Here is a 16438-nt window from a genome sequence, read left to right on the forward strand (position 1 = left end):
GTCGTACCGCGTGGACGGAGTCCACCCTACGGTTAATGCAACGCGGGCAGTGTGGCCAGGCTTAACGCCCAATGTTCGAATGTCGTTAATTCGTAGGGTGGACTCCGTCCACGGCTTTCCGTTTGCATACCGCAACGCCATGCAAAACTTCCGGGCGCACGCGCTCCGAGGATGTGCGGGCATGTCGATATGCATACGTCGTACCGCGTGGAGCCATTGAAGCCAGTGGCTTCAGTGGCGAATCCACCCTACGATCAACGAAATTCGGACAGCGTGGCCAGGTTCAGCGCTTCAGCGCCAGCATGTCGAGCGCAAACGGCGGCGCTTTACCGCGCATCAGGTCGGCCAGCACGCGCGCGCTGCCGGCGGCAAAGGTAAACCCGAGCGGGCCGTGGCCGACGTTCAGCCACAGGTTCGACAGGGATGTTGCGCCGATCAGCGGGGCGCTGTTCGGGGTCGCCGGACGCAGGCCGGCCCAGGCGGACAGTCGGTCGTAGTCGGCCGCATGCGGCATGGTGGCGCGTACCTGGCGCGTCAGGCTGCCGATGCGTTTCGCGGTCAGCGTCAGGTCCTCGCCCACCATGTCGACCATCGCCGCCACCCGCAACTTGTCGCCGATGCGCGCATACAGCACCTTGCGTTCGAAGTCGGTCACGCTGATCTCGGGCGCGGTGTCGCCCGGGCGGATCGGCGCCGTCAGGCTGTAGCCTTTCAGGGGATACAGCGGCAATTTGACGCCGGCGTACGCGGCCAGGTTGCGGCTCTCGATGCCGGCGGCCAGCACAAAGGCGTCGCCGCCGATGGCGCCGACATTCGTGTCCAGGCCCACCACCTTGCCGCCGGTGGCGGCAATCCGCGTCACCTCGGCCTGCACGAACCCTTTGAAGCGCGGATGCACGCGCACCCGTTCGGCCAGCGCCACGCAAAAGGCGTGGCAATCCGCTACCGCTTCGCCGCCGTTATAAATGCCGCCGGCCAGCTGCGCACGTGCTGCCGCCAGTGCCGGTTCGCGCGCGGCGCATTCGGCGCCGCTCCAGATTTCGCCGGCGGTGGCCTTGCCGGCCGCCTGCTCGAACACCTTGGCGGAGCGGTACACCACCAGCTTGCCGGCATCACGCCACGCAAAATCGTCGGGCGAGACGATGTGTTCCAGTTGCTTCATGCCGGCACGCGAGAGTTCTCCCAGTTCCAGCAATTTCGCTGTGGTGCGGCGGTTGGCGCCGGCCGTGCACTGGCCGAGAAAACTGGCCAGCCAGGTCCACTGGCGCAGGTCGAGTTCGGGTTTGAAGCGCAGCGGGCCGTGTTCCTGGAACAGCCAGGCAATCGCTTTCAAGGGGACGCCGGCGTCGGCCAGCGGCGAGACGTAGCGGTAGCTCAGCTGGCCGCCATTGGCGTTGCTGGCCCCTGTCGCCACTTCCGGCGCGCGCTCGACCACGGTCACGCCAAAGCCGGCCTCGAGCAGCCACCAGGCCGACGTCAGGCCCACCACGCCGCCGCCAATGACGATTATTTGCTGCATCCCTGTACCGTTATTTTGCTGTCATGGGCGAACAGCTTAGGGGCAGGCGGCGCGCACGGCCAATGAAAGTGACACGTCACGCCATAACCGGCAGTCATGAGAAACGGGATATGCGTGAGAATGATGCTCAGACGTAGGGTGGACGGCTATATCTCATTCGTTTGCAGGCCAGCGGCGTTTGCGCCGTCCACGCGTTCAACCAGCCGGTGATTCGTCGCGAGGTTTCACAGGGTGGTTGAACGCGTGGGCGGCGTGCAGGCAGCGGGCAGGCATGCACCTCGGTATAGCCGCCCGGTGAACCCGTCATCGAGGCCACTGGCCTCGATGACCCCGTACAGGTCTGTGCTTCGTTCTTGGAAAAAACCTGGCTCACCCGGCGATCGCATGCCGGAACATGCTCGTCAATATGCGCTCCTCGTACCGCGCCAGTGCAGAGTACGTGCCCTGTTGCACGCCCGGGTCGCTCGAGCTGCCGCCGGTGAGCACGATCATGCCGTTACGGCGTTTCAGGTCCGCCGCGAATACCGAGCGCAAGCCATAGGCGTCGCCCAGGTGGCCGACCGCGTCGAAACCGCCTTCGACCAGGCGCCGTCCCGGCTGGTCGGGGAACTGGGCATTGCCCAGGCCCCAGGCATTGAAGAAGCCGTTCATCGTGTCGCCGTTGGCGCCCGCGCCGTCGGCGGTCCACTGGCGCGCGAACATGCGCGCGAGGGTGGTGGGTTCCAGGATCTGGCGGCCGTCGTGGCGGCCGCCGTTCATCAGCATCAGCATGAGGGTGCCGAGATCGCGCGCGGAGATGCGCAGGCCGCCGGTCGGGCTGAAGGGCGTGGCGTTCTCGCCGATGACGTAGCGCTCGATGGCGGGCGGCGGCGGTTTGTCGTGATAATCGTCGACCTGGGCAATCCAGTGACCGGCCGCATCCCAGACTTCGGTGTCGAGCGTGCGCTTGCGGTACAGGGTGGCAAGATTATCCAGCGCCGCCGGTGCCAGTGCGGATGGGTTGTAGCCGGCCTGCAAACCGAGCGGCTGCAGCAGCAGGCGCGCCATCAGGCGATCGAAACGTTCGCCGCCGACGCGTTCCATCAGGGTGCCGATCACCCCCCAGCCGAGGTTGCAATAAGTAAAATAGTCGCTGGGGCCGGCCTTGGTCGCCCACATCGCGCCATTGCCATACAGGCGCGCCTCCGGCGTGACGAACGCGCGCAATGCGGTCCCGGCCGGGAACGAATAGCCGGCATCGTCGCGCAGCGAGGACGTGTGGGTGAGCAGGTGGCGCAGGGTGATGGCGCGCTCGGGAAAATGCGGATTGCGCAAGCTGAAACCGAGGTAGCGCGCGACGTCGGCATCGAGATCGAGTTGATGTTCTTCAGCCAGGCGCATCAGGCCGAGCGTGGTGACCATTTTCGAGACCGAGGCGATCCGATACAGGGTGTCCCGGTTCGCCGGCAAATCCGGACCTGCGCCGTTGCCGATCCGGCGCCGCCCGAACTGGCCCTCGTAGACGACCTTGCCGGCGCAAATCGCCAGCACCGACAGGCTGGCCAGGGTACAGGCCGGGTCGGCGGCGATGGCGGCCAGTTCGCGCTCGAGCGCCGCGTGGCGGCTGGCGCCGTCGCTCGGCACCGCGGCCAGCAGCGGCTGGAAGGTGCCAAACGAGGTGCCATATAACGCCAGTCCAAGCACCGTTCTCCTGTTCATGCTGTCTCCCTTCACGACGTGTTTGCCACATCATAAGCTATGCATTCGAACAATTTTCCGCCTGTGCAGCCCGCGCTCCCTTTACACTGGCGCTGACCGCTTTCCTCTCCCAGAACATGAACCAGGCCACCGTCGACTTCAAAATCGATCTCAACGACAATTCGCCGCTGTACCTGCAGCTGGCGCGCAAACTCATGCAGGACGTGCGCGAGGGCCGCTACCAGGCCGACCAGGCGCTGCCCTCGGAACGCACGCTGTCCGAGCAGCAGGGCGTCTCGCGCGTCACGGCCCGTAAAGCGATCGATCAATTGGTCGAGCAGGGGCTGGTGGTGCGCCGGCGCGGGTCCGGCAACTACATTGCGCCGCGCATCGAACAGCCCTTGTCGACCCTGTCGAGCTTTTCCGAGCAGTTGCAGCAGCGCGGCTATACGCCGAACTCGCGCTGGCTGAAACGCGAGGTGGTGGCGGCCGACGCCGACGAGCAGCTGGCGCTGGGTCTGTCGCCCGGCGCGCGGGTGGCGCGCCTGGAGCGCTTGCGCCTGGCCGACGAGGTGGTGATGGCCCATGAAACCAGCGTGATTCCCGCCAGCGTGCTGCCCGATCCGGCGGCCGTCGACCGTTCGCTGTATGCGCACCTGGAACGCGGCGGGCAGGTGCCGGTGCGCGCGCTGCAGCACATCCGCGCCATGAACGCGCCGCTGGCGCTGGCGCAGCAACTGGGCGTGCCGGAAGGGCAGGCGGTGCTGTTCATCACGCGCGTCGGCTACCTGGAATCGGGCGTGGCCGTGGAACTGACGCATTCGTATTGCCGCAGCGATTACTATGATTTCGTCGCCGAACTGCGCCGGGCGAAAAACTAAGCCGGCATAACCTGATGGAATGACGCTGGCCCTTCCTTTCATGGGAAGTCTTGCTCAATTGGTATTACACTGGTTTTATCGATACTCGCGCCGGACCGCCATCATGCTGAAAACCGAAACCCCAGCCCAGGACCACGCCCTGCTCGACCAGTACCCCACTGCGGACCTGGTGAATGTGCTGGTGGACGACCAGATGAATGCAGTACATGCCGTGCGCACCGCCGCGCCGCGCATTGCCGCCGCCGTCGCCGCCGCACTGCCGCGGGTGGAGGCGGGCGGGCGCCTGGTGTATGTCGGCGCCGGCACCTCGGGCCGCCTGGGTGTGCTCGACAGCGTGGAACTGTATCCGACCTTCTCCTGGCCGCATGGCCGTGCCGTCGCCCTGCTGGCCGGCGGTAACGACGCCATGTTCGTCGCCGTCGAAGGCGCCGAAGACGATCTGGAACAGGGCGCGGCCGACCTGCGCTCGGTGAACGTGACGCGCGACGATGTCGTGTTGCTGGTGGCCGCTTCCGGCGCCACGCCCTACGTGCTGGGCGCCCTGCGCGCCGCGCGCGCGGTGGGTGCGCTGACGATCGGCTTTGCGAATAACGTCGACGCGCCGGTCGCCACCGAAGCCGAGATCGGCGTCACCCTCGATACCGGCACGGAGGTCATTTCCGGCAGCACGCGTCTCAAGGCCGGGACCTCGCAAAAAATTGCCTTGAACACTTTTTCGAGTGCCTTGATGGTGCGTTTGAACAAGGTTTATGGCAACCTGATGGTAGACTTGAAAGCCACCAACGCCAAGCTGGTGCGCCGCGCCATCCGCCTGACCGCCTTTGCCACAGGCGCCGACGAAGCTGCGGCGCGCGCGGTGCTGGAACAATGCGATTTCCACGTCAAGACCGCGATCGTGGCCTTGTCCAGGAACACCGATGTCGAGCAAGCACGGGCCTTGCTTGAGGCCGCACGCGGCAGCGTGCGTCAAGCGTTGGCCGGATAACCGTGGCGCGGTAGATGCTGCCCAGCCGGGCATCCGGCTGGCGCTCCCTTTTGCCCGATCACGAAAGCGTTATGCAAACTTCTCAAGCGAAAAGTCCGTGGCTGTGGGTGCCGTCGCTGTACTTTGCCCAGGCCATTCCCTATGTCGTCGCGATGAGCCTGTCGGTCATCATGTACAAGGACCTGGGCGTCTCGAATTCCGACATCGCGTTTTATACGAGCCTGTTGTACCTGCCCTGGGTCATCAAGCCGCTGTGGTCGCCCGTGGTCGACATGTTCGGCACCAAGCGGCGCTGGACGGTGCTGCTGCAACTGGTCGTGGCCGCCTCATTGGTGGCGGTGGGCACGGTACTGCACCTGCCCGCCTTCTTTGCCGTCAGCCTGGCTGTCATGTGGCTGATGGCCTTCAGTTCCGCCACCCACGACATCTCGGCCGACGGCTTTTATATGCTCGGCCTGCGCCAGAAAGACCAGGCCGCCTTCGTCGGCGTGCGCAGCACGTTTTACAGGCTGGCGACGCTGGCCGGGCAGGGGCCGCTGGTGGTGCTGGCCGGTTATCTGTCGGTGTCGCTGGGCGACGCGCACCAGGCCTGGTCGATCGTGTTCTTCGTGCTGGCCGCCGTATTCGCCGCCGCCTTTGCCTGGCACCAGCTGATGCTGCCGGTGCCGGAAGCCGACCACGCCGTCAAGGCCGGCGCCAACCCGCTGCGCGAATTCTTCGGCACGTTTATCTCCTTCTTCCGCAAGCGCGACATCTGGCTGATCCTCGGCTTTATTCTGACCTTCCGCCTGGGCGAAGCGCAGTTATTAAAGCTGGTGGCGCCCTTTTTGAAAGATCCGCTGGAAAAGGGAGGATTGGGCCTTACCACCGCCCAGTACGGCTGGGCCTATGGCACGGTCGGCATCATTTCGCTGACCCTCGGCGGCCTGGCCGGCGGCTACCTGATTTCGCGCCTGGGTCTGAAGCGCTGCCTGTGGCTGATGGTGTTTGCCGTGCACCTGCCCGACCTGGTGTTCGTCTACCTGTCGCAGGCGCAGCCGACCAGCGTCTACCTGGTGTCGCTATTCCTCGCGATCGAGCAGTTTGGCTACGGCTTCGGTTTCACGGCGATGATGCTGTACATGATCATGGTGGCGGATGGCGAACACAAGACCGCGCACTATGCGATCTGCACCGGCCTGATGGCGCTGGGCATGATGGTGCCGGGCATGTGGAGCGGGGATTTGCAGGAATACCTGGGGTATAAGAATTTCTTTATCTGGGTGTGTATTGCGACGATTCCGGCGTTCGTGATGGCGGCGCTGGTCAAGATTGATCCGGAGTTTGGGAAGAAGTAGTCGCCTGGATGCGTGCAAGGTTTGAACGCGTGGGCGGGGAACCCGCCCACCTTACGTTCCTCCGCTCAGCCGTAACGTAGATCGAAGCGACGTAAGGTGGGCAGGTTTCCTGCCCACGCGTTCAACGCACGCATGCATATCGAACACGATAAGAATAATGCAGACACTCGCCCCCGGCCGCCTGGACTCCCTGGACGCCTTTCGCGGTTTCACCATCGCCGCCATGGTCCTGGTCAACAACCCCGGCGACTGGAGCCACCTGTACGGTCCCCTGGCCCACGCCAAGTGGCACGGCTGGACCTTCACCGACACCATCTTCCCCTTCTTCCTGTTCATCGGCGGCGTGTCGATGGCGTTTTCTCTGGGCCGCCGCGCTGCCCAGGGCGTCGACAAGCCGCAGTTGCTATTAAAATTGGCAAAACGCGCCTGCCTGATCTTCCTGATCGGCTTCCTGCTGAATCTGATCCCTTATTTCAATTTTCACACCGTGCGCATTCCCGGCGTGCTGCAGCGCATCGCCCTGTGCACGCTGCTGGCCGCGCCGATCGTCGTCTACTGCGGCTGGCGCATGCAGCTGGCCGTCATCGCGGCGCTGCTTGCCCTGTACAGCGCGCCCATGCTGCTGTATCCGGTGCCCGGCATCGGCGCCGGCGTGCTGGAACCGGGCAAGGATTTTGGGGCGTACATCGACCGCATGCTGCTCGATGGCCACATGTGGGTGCAATCGAAAACCTGGGATCCGGAAGGTTTATTTAGTACCTTGCCGGCCCTGTGCAGCCAGCTGTTCGGCGTGCTGGCGGGACGCTTTTTATTGACTGCGCTGCCGCGTACCGAGCAAACCGTCTGGCTGCTGCTGGCCGGGCTGCTGTTCCTCTGGCTCGGTGCGGTCGGCGACGCCGTGCTCATGCCGATCAACAAAAGCCTGTGGACGCCATCCTATTGTTTCCTGATGACGGGCTGGGCTTTGCTACTATTCAGCGCCTTCTTCTGGCTGCTCGACGCGAATCCACATGCGGCCGTGCGCCGGGCGGCGGCGCGCTGGAGCACGCCGTTGCGGATCTACGGCATGAATGCGCTGTTCATTTTTGCCTTCTCGGGACTGGTGGCAAAGATGTTCGGTTTTATCAAACTGGCGCAGCCCGATGGCAGCCAGGTAGCGCTGGGCCGCATGCTGTACGCGCCGCTGCGCGCGCTGCCGCTGGGCGCTGTAAACACCTCGCTGCTGTACGCGCTGCTGTTCAACGCCTGCATGTTCGCGCTGGCATGGGCCATGTGGCGCCGGCGCTGGTTTGTCAAAGTATGAAATTTACGAGAGCTAGGGAGCGGTAGTGGCAGATATGAAGAAACGCGCGTTTGCGCTGGGCGGGATGGCGGGCATGCTGGCCCTGAGCGGTTTGTTGGCGAGCTGTTCCACGCCGCTGAAAGTGGCGACGGCGCCGAAGGGGACGATCCACGCCAGCGGCAAGCTGCCGCCCGCCGCACCGCGCGAATTCCGCGCCGCCTGGGTCTCGACGGTGGCCAACATCGACTGGCCGAGCCGGCAAAATCTGAAGGCGCCGCAGCAGCAGGCCGAGGCAATCGCCATCCTCGACCGCGCCAAGGCCATGAATCTGAATGCGATCGTGCTGCAGGTGCGCCCGTCGGCCGACGCCATCTATGCCTCGCCGCTGGAACCGTGGTCGGAATATCTGACCGGCGCCCAGGGCCAGGCGCCGCAGCCCTGGTATGACCCGCTGAAATTCTGGGTGACGGAGGCGCATGCGCGCGGCCTCGAACTGCATGCCTGGTTCAACCCCTACCGCGCACGCCACGACGGCGCCCGCTCGCCGGCCGCGCCGAACCACATCACCCGTTCGAATCCGGCCGCCGTAAAACGCTACGGCAAATTCATGTGGATGGACCCGGGCGAGGAATCGGCCTCGAAGCAGACCCTCGACGTCGTGCTCGACGTGGTGCGCCGCTACGACATCGACGGCGTCCACATCGACGATTATTTTTATCCTTACCCGATCGAAGCGAGCGTCAGTGTGGCCGGCAACGAAGCCGCGCTGGACGGCAAGCCGCCGGCCAAGGGCGAACTCGATTTTCCGGATACGCCGTCCTGGGAGCGCTACCTCGCCCGTGGCGGCAAGCTCGATCGTGCATCCTGGCGCCGCCAGAACGTGAACGAGTTAATTAAAGATATGTACCAGGGCATCCACCGCGAAAAAAGCTGGGTGCGCTTCGGTATCAGTCCGTTTGGCCTGGGCCGTCCGGACCGGCGCCCGCCGGGCATCGCCGGCTTTTCGCAGTACGACAAGCTGTATGCGGACGCGGAACTCTGGCTGCAAAAGGGTTGGCTCGACTATTTCACGCCGCAGCTGTACTGGGCACGCAGCCAGGCGCCGCAGGCGTATGACGTGCTGCTCGATTACTGGATCGGCCAGAACACGCAGGGCCGCCACCTGTGGCCGGGCCTGTTCACCAGCCGCATCGGCGCACCGACCAAGGCGTATCCGCCGCAGGAAATCGTCGACCAGATCGCATCGACCCGTGCGCGCCCGCAAGCCGGCGGTCACGTACACTTCAGCATGATCGCCCTGATGCAGAACCGCAAAGGCATCACCGACCAGCTCAGCACGGGCTCGTACGCCACGCCGGCGCTGGTGCCGGCCACGCCCTGGCTCGGCAACGTGAAACCGGGCCTGCCGCGCGTAAAAGCGGTGCGCAGCGGTCGAGGTGTCGACCTGAAACTGGCGGCCGGCAAATCGAACGCGCTATACACGGTGTGGGCGCGCCATGGCGACGAGTGGAAATTCACGGTCGTGCCGGCCTCGAAGGTCGACTGGAAGGTGGAAGACGATGCGCAGCTGGGCGCGGTGGACGCGGTGTTCGTGGCGGCGGTGGATCGCCTCGGCATCGAAAGTGACCGCATCCAGGTGTGGGGCAAACCGTAAGCGCGTAATTGATCGTTTGCCGATGTATACCGTAGGGTGGGCACCCGTGCCCACGCGTTACGTGCGTTTCTTGCATACGGTGCGAGCGAATAGTCACTGCAGCAGATAAAGGATCCATCCGTAACGCGGGGCACAAGGTGCCCACCCTACGTCTCTCGCGGATTAATTACGGTTGTTCATATATTCGTGGTCTGATTCATTAATTGTATTCATATATTTTCACGCATGCTGTATCCACCTGACATCGGCCTTGGTATCGACGCCGGCGGCACCCAGACCCGCTGGGCACTGGCTGCGCCCGACGGTGCGGTCCTGGCCGAGGGCACGGTAGCTGGGCTGTCGGCCCTGCAAATGGCGAAGCCCGACGGCCGCGCCAGCGTGCACGCCACCTTTGCCGATCTCGCGCGCGACGTGCTGATGCATGCGCGCCCGGCCCGGGTACGCGCCGGCCTCACCGGGTTCGGCGGCGACGGCGACCAATTGACGCGCTGGCTGGCCGAACTGCTCGGCATTGCGCCCGGCGCGATCGCCATGTGCAACGACATCGAAATCGCCTACCGCGCCAGTTTCAATCCCGGCGAGGGCTACCTGGTGTACGCCGGCACCGGCTCGATCGGCGCCTTTATCGATGGCGACGGAAGCTTTCACCGCGCCGGCGGCCGCGGCGTCGTGCTCGACGATGGCGGCGGCGGCTTCTGGATCGCGCGCGAGGCGCTGCGCCACATCTGGCGCCTGGAAGACGAAGCGCCCGGCAGCTGGGAGCAATCGGCCATGGCGCGCGCCGTGTTCGCGCAGGTCGGCGGATCGGACTGGGCCCATTCTCGCCAGTTCATCTACGGCCAGGAGCGCGGCGAAGTCGGCAAACTGGCGCTGGCGGTGGCCGCCAGCGCCGCCCAAGACCCGGCCGCCGCCGCGATTCTGGACGAAGCCGGGCGCGAACTGGGCCGCCTGGCCGGCGCCCTGATCCGCCGCTTCGGCCCGCGTCCGGTGGTGCTCAGCGGCCGCGCCGCCGGCCTGCACCCGGCGATTGCGGCCAGCATGCGCGCCAGCCTGCCGCCCGCTACCAGCGTCACCCATACCGAGATGCGCGCCCACCACGCCGCGGCCCGCCTGGCCGCCTGCAACGCCGCTGCCATTACCTGATATTTATATTGAACTGAACTGAACGGACCGCCATGAAATCCCTAGCAGCTACCCTCCTGATTGCCTTGCTGGCCGGTTGCGCCACCGCACCAGGCGGCATCGATAAAACGTATACCGCCAAGGGCCAGGCCAGCCGCGTGCGCTTCCTGGTGCTGCATTACACGGTCGCCGACAAGCCGGCCTCGATCAAGATATTGACCCAGCAGCAGGTCAGCGCCCACTACCTGCTGACTGATGACACCAGCCCGACCGTCTATGGCCTGGTCGACGAAACCCGCTCGGCCTATCACGCCGGCAACTCAAGCTGGCGCGGCTACACCCAGCTCAACAACAGCTCGATCGGCATCGAGATCGTGAATGCCGGCTGGAAGGACACGCCGCAAGGCCGGGTGTATGCGCCATTCCCGCAAACCCAGATCGACGCGCTGATTCCTTTGGTAAAGGATATCGTCGCGCGGCACGGCATCCTGCCGGAAAACGTCGTCGGCCACAGCGACATCGCGCCGCTGCGCAAGCAAGATCCGGGGCCGCTGTTCCCCTGGTACCAGCTGGCGCAGGCGGGCCTGGTGGTATGGCCGGACGCCAACCGCGTCGCCGCCGTGCGCCAGGTGTTCGATGTCCAGACCCCGGATGCGGCCTGGTTCCAGAAGAAGCTGGCCAGCCACGGTTTCGCACTGGCCCAGACCGGCCTGTTCGACCAGCCGACCAAAACCGTGATCGCCGCCTTCCAGATGAAATACCGCCCGGCGAACATTGCCGGCGAACCGGATGCGGAAACCGCGGCGATGCTGGAAGTGCTGACCACGCCGGCCAACGCACCGCTGCCGCCGGTGCCGCCGGCGCCGATTCCGGAAATGCGTCCGGTGCAGCCGGAGCAACCGGCTCAGCCGATCCAACCGTTGCAGCCAGTGCAGCCGCAGCCGACGCAGCCGGTGCAGCCGCAACCCGTGCAACCCGCCACCCCACCGGCGCCGCCGACCCCGGTGCCGTACACGCCGCCGAACACGCCGCCGGTTGCATAAGGCCCACAGTGACGGTCGCCGCGCATTGCGTTTCCCTGTATCCTTCGGCCTGCCCACTTTGCATGGGCCTTTGAGGGATTGAACCATGCGCTTGCGCCACATCGAAGTCTTCCACGCCATCATGCAGGTCGGCACCATCAGCGGTGCCGCCCAGGTCTTGCACATCTCGCAGCCGGCCGTCACCAAGGTGCTGCAGCATGCCGAGCTGCAGCTGGGCATGCCGCTGTTCGAGCGCGTGCGCGGAAAACTGTATCCGAAGCCGGAAGCGCACCGCCTGTTCGCCGAAACCGAAAAGCTCAACCGTGACCTGCAAGGCATCCGCCGCCTCGCCGCCAGCCTGAAAGGGCGGGCGGTGGAAACGGTGCGCCTGGTGTCGACGCCGACGCTGGCGATCAGCGTGCTGCCGCAGGCGATGACGGCCTGGCGCCGCGATTTCGCGCAGACCCGCTGCGAACTGGCGACCTACCACACCAGCGAGATCGTCAACGCGCTGCGCCTGGGCGAAGCCGACCTGGCCTTGTCGCTGCAAGACCCGCGCCACCCCGGCATCGTCGCCGAACCGATCGCCCAGGGCGTACTCACCGTAATGGCGCCCGCCGGTACCTGGAGCGAGATGGAGTGCACGCAGCCGATCGGCGCCGAGGGACTGAGCGGAGAACTGATCGGCTTGGCCGACAACGACCCCCTCGGAGAAATTGTCGTCGCCGCCTGCGAAGCGCAGGGCGTGCAGCCGGTGTTTCGCACCGTGGTGCAGACCTACCAGATTGCCCGGTCGCTGGTCGAAGCGGGCGCGGGCACGGCCGTGGTCGACCCGTTTACGGCAGCCTCGGCGGCATCCGACAAGGTGCAGCGCCGCCAGTGGGCGCCGGCGATCCCGGTTCAATTGTTCCTGCTGACCGCGAACCACGCGCCGCTGTCGCACGGCGCGCGCGAACTGGCCAATTGCATCGGCGCCACCGCGCGCGCCTGCCTCGACGGGGTAGGCGCATGAGTAGTCCGGGCCTGACGCTGGCCAGCGAAGACATCGCCGCCAGCGCCGCCTTCCGCCACCTGGCGTCGATCGCCGGCATCGCGGTCGACCTGCGCTATGCCGGCACGAATAATTTCGTCGGGCGCGATTTATATTCTCCCTTCGATTGCGCCTGGCTCCACGTCGAAGCGGCCGCGGCCCTGGAAAAGGCGGTGGCCTGGCTGGCCGCGCAGGCGCCCGGTTATACCCTGCTGGTGCTCGACGCCCTGCGTCCTCAGCGCGTGCAGCAGCAGTTGTGGGATGCGCTGGCCGGCACCGGCCTGCAGATGTACCTCGCCAATCCGGCGCGCGGTTCGATCCACTCCTACGGCATGGCGCTCGACGTCACCATCCTCGATCCGCAGGGGCGCGAACTCGACATGGGCACCGGTTTCGACGACATGACCGACCTGTCGCACCCGGCGCTGGAGGACGGTTTTCTCTCCGCCGGACAACTGAGCGAGCAGCAAATTGGCAACCGCCGCCTGTTGCGCGGCGCCATGTTCGACGCCGGCTTCGTCGGCATCACGACCGAATGGTGGCATTTCGATTGCGGCGACCGCGACCGTGTACGCAGCACCTTCCAGCGCGTGCTGTGAGACGTTGCCGCGCTCCCGCGCACACTTGAGTTTTCTCAGCATTTCTCTCTGTTCTGGCCCGGACAATCGATTGGTATTGACGAGAGATTGATCGCATGGCTTGACGAGTCCGCTTCCGGGGTCTACTTCCTTCTTTCGCGCAATACCATTCTTCCAACGGACAGGAGAGGTGCGCAATGAAACGATTCATATTGGCTGCTGCCGTGGGAACGGCGCTGGCGGGCTGCAGCACGGGCGCGGGCGAGATCTTCGCCTCGCAGGACCGGACGGTCGAATACGTGCGGGTGTTCGACATCAAGACCGACGCCCCGCCTCCCGCCGTCGTGCGCGCCGCCAGCGAGGGCATCAGCCGCAACATCAGCAATGCCACGCTGGCCACGCCGCTGCCGGAAACGGCCGAGGTGCTCGACCAGCCGGGCCGTTTTAAATTAGCCGACGCCCCCGGCGCCGCGCGCGGACCTAGCTGCGACGGCGCCACCTGGACCGCCAAGGCGCGTCCCGACGTGCGTGGCGGCCAGGACATGCACATCGTCGCCTGCCTGTACGCCTATAAAACCGGCTACCACCTCGACATGTACGCCGGTTTTACCAAAAAGGAGGGGGGATGGCTCGAATGGCCGCGGCGCGCCACCGGCATGGTGCTCGGCACCCCGGAAAAATTCGCCGAAAAGACCATGCTCGACGTCGTGCGCACGATCCGCGAATCGACCAGGGCGCAGGTGGCGCTGGTCGAAGCGAAACCGGACGTGTCCGGCGCGCCCTGGCTGGAAGCGGCGCCGGCCGGCACGCAGGCGTCGAAACCTTGACGCTGCGTGCCCCGGGGGCTTAGAACGCCCAGTCAGCCCTGGCATACATTTGCCGGCCGTTGATGCCGATCGGGCAGGTTTCCCAGCAATGGGTAAAGCCCAGTTGCGGGAACGGTGCCGCGCGCACCGGGTCCCACTTCGTCGGATAAGTATCGAACAGGTTGTTGGCGCCGACGGCCAGGCTCAGGCGCTTGGTAAAGGCGTAGCGCAGGCTCAGGTCGACCAGCCATTTCGCTTCCCAGGTCTGGATGAAGCCGGGCGTAAAACCCTGTCCCTGCACCTCGCCGAAATAGCTGGCGCGGGTGTTCACGTTCCACGGTCCGGTGGTGTAGTCGGCGGCGATCACGTGATGCTGGCGTGGCTGGCCGCGTTCGATCAGCGTCACCTGCGTGTCGTCGAACAGCTGGGTGCCGGTGAGTACGGGCGACTGCGAGCGGCGTGCCTTGACTTCGGTCTTGTTGAAACCGAGCTGGCCCGACAGTACCAGGGTCGAACCCGGCCAGCGCGTGGTGTGCTCGGCCACGAGATCGAAACCGTCGGTGCTGGTGTCGATCGCATTCGTGAAGAACTGCGCCTGGCCGACCCGCAGCGGATCGAGGATGGCGCGGATCGGGCCGGCGCCGGCTTCGGGAGCGATGTTGCTCGAGAAGACGATGCGGTCGTCGATGTCGATGCGGTACAGGTCGGCGGTGACGGACAGGTTCTGCATCGGCCGCAGCACGATGCCGATGCTGGCGTTTTTCGAGGTCTCTTCCTTCAGCGGCGCGATGCCGAAGGCGCGCGTGACGGCGCTGCCTTCGCGCGCGGTCAGGGTTTCGGTCAGCACCCCGGCCGCGTTCAGGTTGGTCGAGACCGAGCTGTAAAATTTTTGCTGCACCGACGGTGCGCGGAAACCGGTCGAGATGCTGCCGCGCAAGCCTACCGTGCGCGACGGGTCGTAGCGCATCGACAGTTTACCGGTCGTGGTGCTGCCGAAGTCCGAGTAGCGCTCATAGCGTACCGCGCCGGCCACCAGCAGCTGCTCCGTGAGATTGTGTTCGGCGTCGATGTAGAGGGCGATATTGTGGCGGCCATCGTCGACTGCGGTCGCCGGCGTGTAGCCGGGGAAGCCCTGGGCGCCCGAGGCGGCAATGCCGCCGGCCTGGTCGCGGATCACGATGGCCGGATTGTTGGTGCGGCCGTACTGGTAGGAGACCGGGTCGCCGGCTTCGATCTTGTAGTTATCGGTGCGGTATTCGAAGCCCACCGCCAGCGACACCTCGCGTCCGCCCAGGTCGATCGGGCCGCGCAGGTCGGCATTAAACGTGGTCTGGTTGAATTTCAGGGTGCCGGTATCGGCTTCCAGGGGCGACTCGGCATAGATGCCGCCGCCCGGGCGCGGTTCGTACCAGTAGCTGATGTTGATCGACTCGCGCTCGTGGAAGGCGAGCTGGCTACGTCCGTGGTTCACGCTGGCATCGAACTTCCAGTCGTTGCGCAGCGCGTGGCGATAGCCGACCGCGAACGACGCATCCTTGACGGTGGTGATGATATTCGGGAGAAAACCGTTGGGATAGACCGAGGGCACGTTGCGCGCATCGTCGGCGGTGCGGTAGAAGCCGGCCGAGTCGCCCGTGCGTCGCGACACGCCGCCGAAGGCATAGAATTCGCGGTCCTTGTCGATCGGCAGGCCGGCGTTCACCCACAGGAAGGCATCCTTGGCCAGGCTGTCGCCGATGCGCTGGGTCACGCGTGGCGGATCGACGCGCGCGCTGTCGACGCCGGCGCGGTTGGTCTCGTTGCGGCGCCGCCCTTCGGCCGACAGGTTCACGAAGCCGCCGTCGCCGATCACGAACCCGGTATTGGCGCTGGCCGAAATCATGTCGCCGTCGCCCTCGGAGGTGGTGCCGATCGAGCTGCTCACCTGCGTTTCCTTGACCTGCGATTTGAGCACGATGTTGATCACGCCGGCGATCGCATCCGACCCGTACTGGGCGGCGGCGCCGTCGCGCAGCACCTCGATGTGGCTGATGGCCGACAGCGGGATCGCATTGATGTCGGTGCCGGCCGAGCCGCGGCCGATGGTTTGCTGCACATTCACCAGTGCCTGCTGGTGGCGGCGCTTGCCGTTGACCAGCACCAGCAACTGGTCCGGCCCCAGGCCGCGCAGGGTGGCGGGGCGGATGATATCGGTGCCGTCGCTGATGAAGGTGGTCGAGAAATTGAACGAAGGATCGAGCGTCTGCAGCAGTTTACCCAGTTCCAACGGACCGGCGGTCTGCATGTCCTTGGCATTGATCAGCCCCACCGGCGCCGCCGTATCGAGCGCGGTCTTGGCGCTCGAACGCGAACCGAGCACGACGACGCGGGCCGGATTGCTGTCGTCGGCGCTGGTGCTGGTGGCTTCCTGCGCGCTGGCAGGGGAGAGCGCAGCCAGCAAGGCGGTCGCAAGCAGGGTTTGTCGGAAAGGGTGGCAGGCAGCAGGTCTCGTCATGTTTTCTCTTTTCTTGATATGCGAAGATGCGAATCACTCGGCAATACAAAC

The 16438-nt window shown here is 65.3% G+C and carries 13 protein-coding genes; 10 read left to right on the forward strand and 3 right to left on the reverse strand.

Going from position 1 to position 16438, the window contains the following annotated elements; genetic code table 11:
- Positions 1-283 precede the first annotated feature (283 nt).
- Both IFT60_RS21640 and IFT60_RS21645 read right to left on the reverse strand, forming a co-directional pair.
- Positions 284-1519, reverse strand: a complete 1236-nt coding sequence (locus IFT60_RS21640; protein ID WP_192055592.1) for a D-amino acid dehydrogenase — start codon at positions 1517-1519, stop codon at positions 284-286.
- A 369-nt stretch (positions 1520-1888) separates the two neighbouring features.
- Positions 1889-3217 (reverse strand): serine hydrolase domain-containing protein, encoded by a 1329-nt coding sequence (locus IFT60_RS21645; RefSeq protein WP_192055594.1) that lies wholly within the window; start codon positions 3215-3217, stop codon positions 1889-1891.
- Between the two features lie 116 nt (positions 3218-3333).
- On the opposite strand from IFT60_RS21645, the gene IFT60_RS21650 reads away from it, so the two are divergent.
- The 10 genes from IFT60_RS21650 (at position 3334) to IFT60_RS21695 (ending at position 13914) form a co-directional block, all read left to right on the forward strand.
- Positions 3334-4077: a GntR family transcriptional regulator gene (locus IFT60_RS21650; protein WP_192055597.1), complete on the forward strand. Its 744-nt coding sequence runs from the start codon at positions 3334-3336 to the stop codon at positions 4075-4077.
- Between the two features lie 103 nt (positions 4078-4180).
- A complete protein-coding gene (murQ, locus tag IFT60_RS21655) occupies positions 4181-5062 on the forward strand; it encodes an N-acetylmuramic acid 6-phosphate etherase (protein ID WP_192055599.1) in 882 nt (293 codons plus the stop codon).
- Between the two features lie 71 nt (positions 5063-5133).
- Positions 5134-6399, forward strand: coding sequence for an MFS transporter (locus IFT60_RS21660; RefSeq protein WP_192055601.1), 1266 nt, complete (start codon positions 5134-5136; stop codon positions 6397-6399).
- Positions 6400-6556: 157 nt separating this feature from the next.
- Entirely contained in the window at positions 6557-7702 is a 1146-nt protein-coding gene (locus IFT60_RS21665; protein WP_192055603.1) for an acyltransferase family protein, read from the forward strand.
- A 34-nt stretch (positions 7703-7736) separates the two neighbouring features.
- Positions 7737-9335, forward strand: coding sequence for a glycoside hydrolase family 10-like protein (locus tag IFT60_RS21670; RefSeq protein ID WP_192055730.1), 1599 nt, complete (start codon positions 7737-7739; stop codon positions 9333-9335).
- 225 nt (positions 9336-9560) lie between these two features.
- Complete coding sequence (locus IFT60_RS21675; RefSeq protein WP_192055605.1) at positions 9561-10478, forward strand: BadF/BadG/BcrA/BcrD ATPase family protein; 918 nt, start codon at positions 9561-9563, stop codon at positions 10476-10478.
- Positions 10479-10510: 32 nt separating this feature from the next.
- Positions 10511-11500 (forward strand): N-acetylmuramoyl-L-alanine amidase, encoded by a 990-nt coding sequence (locus IFT60_RS21680; protein ID WP_192055607.1) that lies wholly within the window; start codon positions 10511-10513, stop codon positions 11498-11500.
- 85 nt (positions 11501-11585) lie between these two features.
- Entirely contained in the window at positions 11586-12491 is a 906-nt protein-coding gene (locus tag IFT60_RS21685; protein ID WP_192055609.1) for a LysR family transcriptional regulator, read from the forward strand.
- Positions 12488-13108: a M15 family metallopeptidase gene (locus tag IFT60_RS21690; protein WP_192055612.1), complete on the forward strand. Its 621-nt coding sequence runs from the start codon at positions 12488-12490 to the stop codon at positions 13106-13108. Before IFT60_RS21685 ends, IFT60_RS21690 begins: the two co-directional genes overlap by 4 nt.
- A gap of 176 nt (positions 13109-13284) precedes the next feature.
- On the forward strand, positions 13285-13914 hold the full coding sequence (locus tag IFT60_RS21695) for a hypothetical protein (protein WP_192055614.1): 630 nt from the start codon (positions 13285-13287) through the stop codon (positions 13912-13914).
- 19 nt (positions 13915-13933) lie between these two features.
- Here IFT60_RS21695 and IFT60_RS21700 read toward each other — a convergent pair whose 3' ends face one another.
- Complete coding sequence (locus tag IFT60_RS21700; protein ID WP_192055616.1) at positions 13934-16387, reverse strand: TonB-dependent receptor plug domain-containing protein; 2454 nt, start codon at positions 16385-16387, stop codon at positions 13934-13936.
- Positions 16388-16438 lie beyond the last annotated feature (51 nt).

This window comes from Massilia sp. CFBP 13721 (assembly GCF_014842025.1).
Taxonomy (GTDB): Bacteria; Pseudomonadota; Gammaproteobacteria; order Burkholderiales; family Burkholderiaceae_D; genus Telluria.

Coding starts and splice junctions, on each gene's coding strand:
- IFT60_RS21685 (WP_192055609.1), top strand. CDS start 11,586: ATGCGCTTGCGCCACATCGAAGTCTTCCACGCCATCATGCAGGTCGGC.
- IFT60_RS21690 (WP_192055612.1), top strand. CDS start 12,488: ATGAGTAGTCCGGGCCTGACGCTGGCCAGCGAAGACATCGCCGCCAGC.
- IFT60_RS21700 (WP_192055616.1), bottom strand. CDS start 16,387: ATGACGAGACCTGCTGCCTGCCACCCTTTCCGACAAACCCTGCTTGCG.
- IFT60_RS21680 (WP_192055607.1), top strand. CDS start 10,511: ATGAAATCCCTAGCAGCTACCCTCCTGATTGCCTTGCTGGCCGGTTGC.
- IFT60_RS21695 (WP_192055614.1), top strand. CDS start 13,285: ATGAAACGATTCATATTGGCTGCTGCCGTGGGAACGGCGCTGGCGGGC.
- IFT60_RS21645 (WP_192055594.1), bottom strand. CDS start 3,217: ATGAACAGGAGAACGGTGCTTGGACTGGCGTTATATGGCACCTCGTTT.
- murQ (WP_192055599.1), top strand. CDS start 4,181: ATGCTGAAAACCGAAACCCCAGCCCAGGACCACGCCCTGCTCGACCAG.
- IFT60_RS21660 (WP_192055601.1), top strand. CDS start 5,134: ATGCAAACTTCTCAAGCGAAAAGTCCGTGGCTGTGGGTGCCGTCGCTG.
- IFT60_RS21675 (WP_192055605.1), top strand. CDS start 9,561: ATGCTGTATCCACCTGACATCGGCCTTGGTATCGACGCCGGCGGCACC.
- IFT60_RS21640 (WP_192055592.1), bottom strand. CDS start 1,519: ATGCAGCAAATAATCGTCATTGGCGGCGGCGTGGTGGGCCTGACGTCG.
- IFT60_RS21670 (WP_192055730.1), top strand. CDS start 7,737: ATGAAGAAACGCGCGTTTGCGCTGGGCGGGATGGCGGGCATGCTGGCC.
- IFT60_RS21665 (WP_192055603.1), top strand. CDS start 6,557: ATGCAGACACTCGCCCCCGGCCGCCTGGACTCCCTGGACGCCTTTCGC.
- IFT60_RS21650 (WP_192055597.1), top strand. CDS start 3,334: ATGAACCAGGCCACCGTCGACTTCAAAATCGATCTCAACGACAATTCG.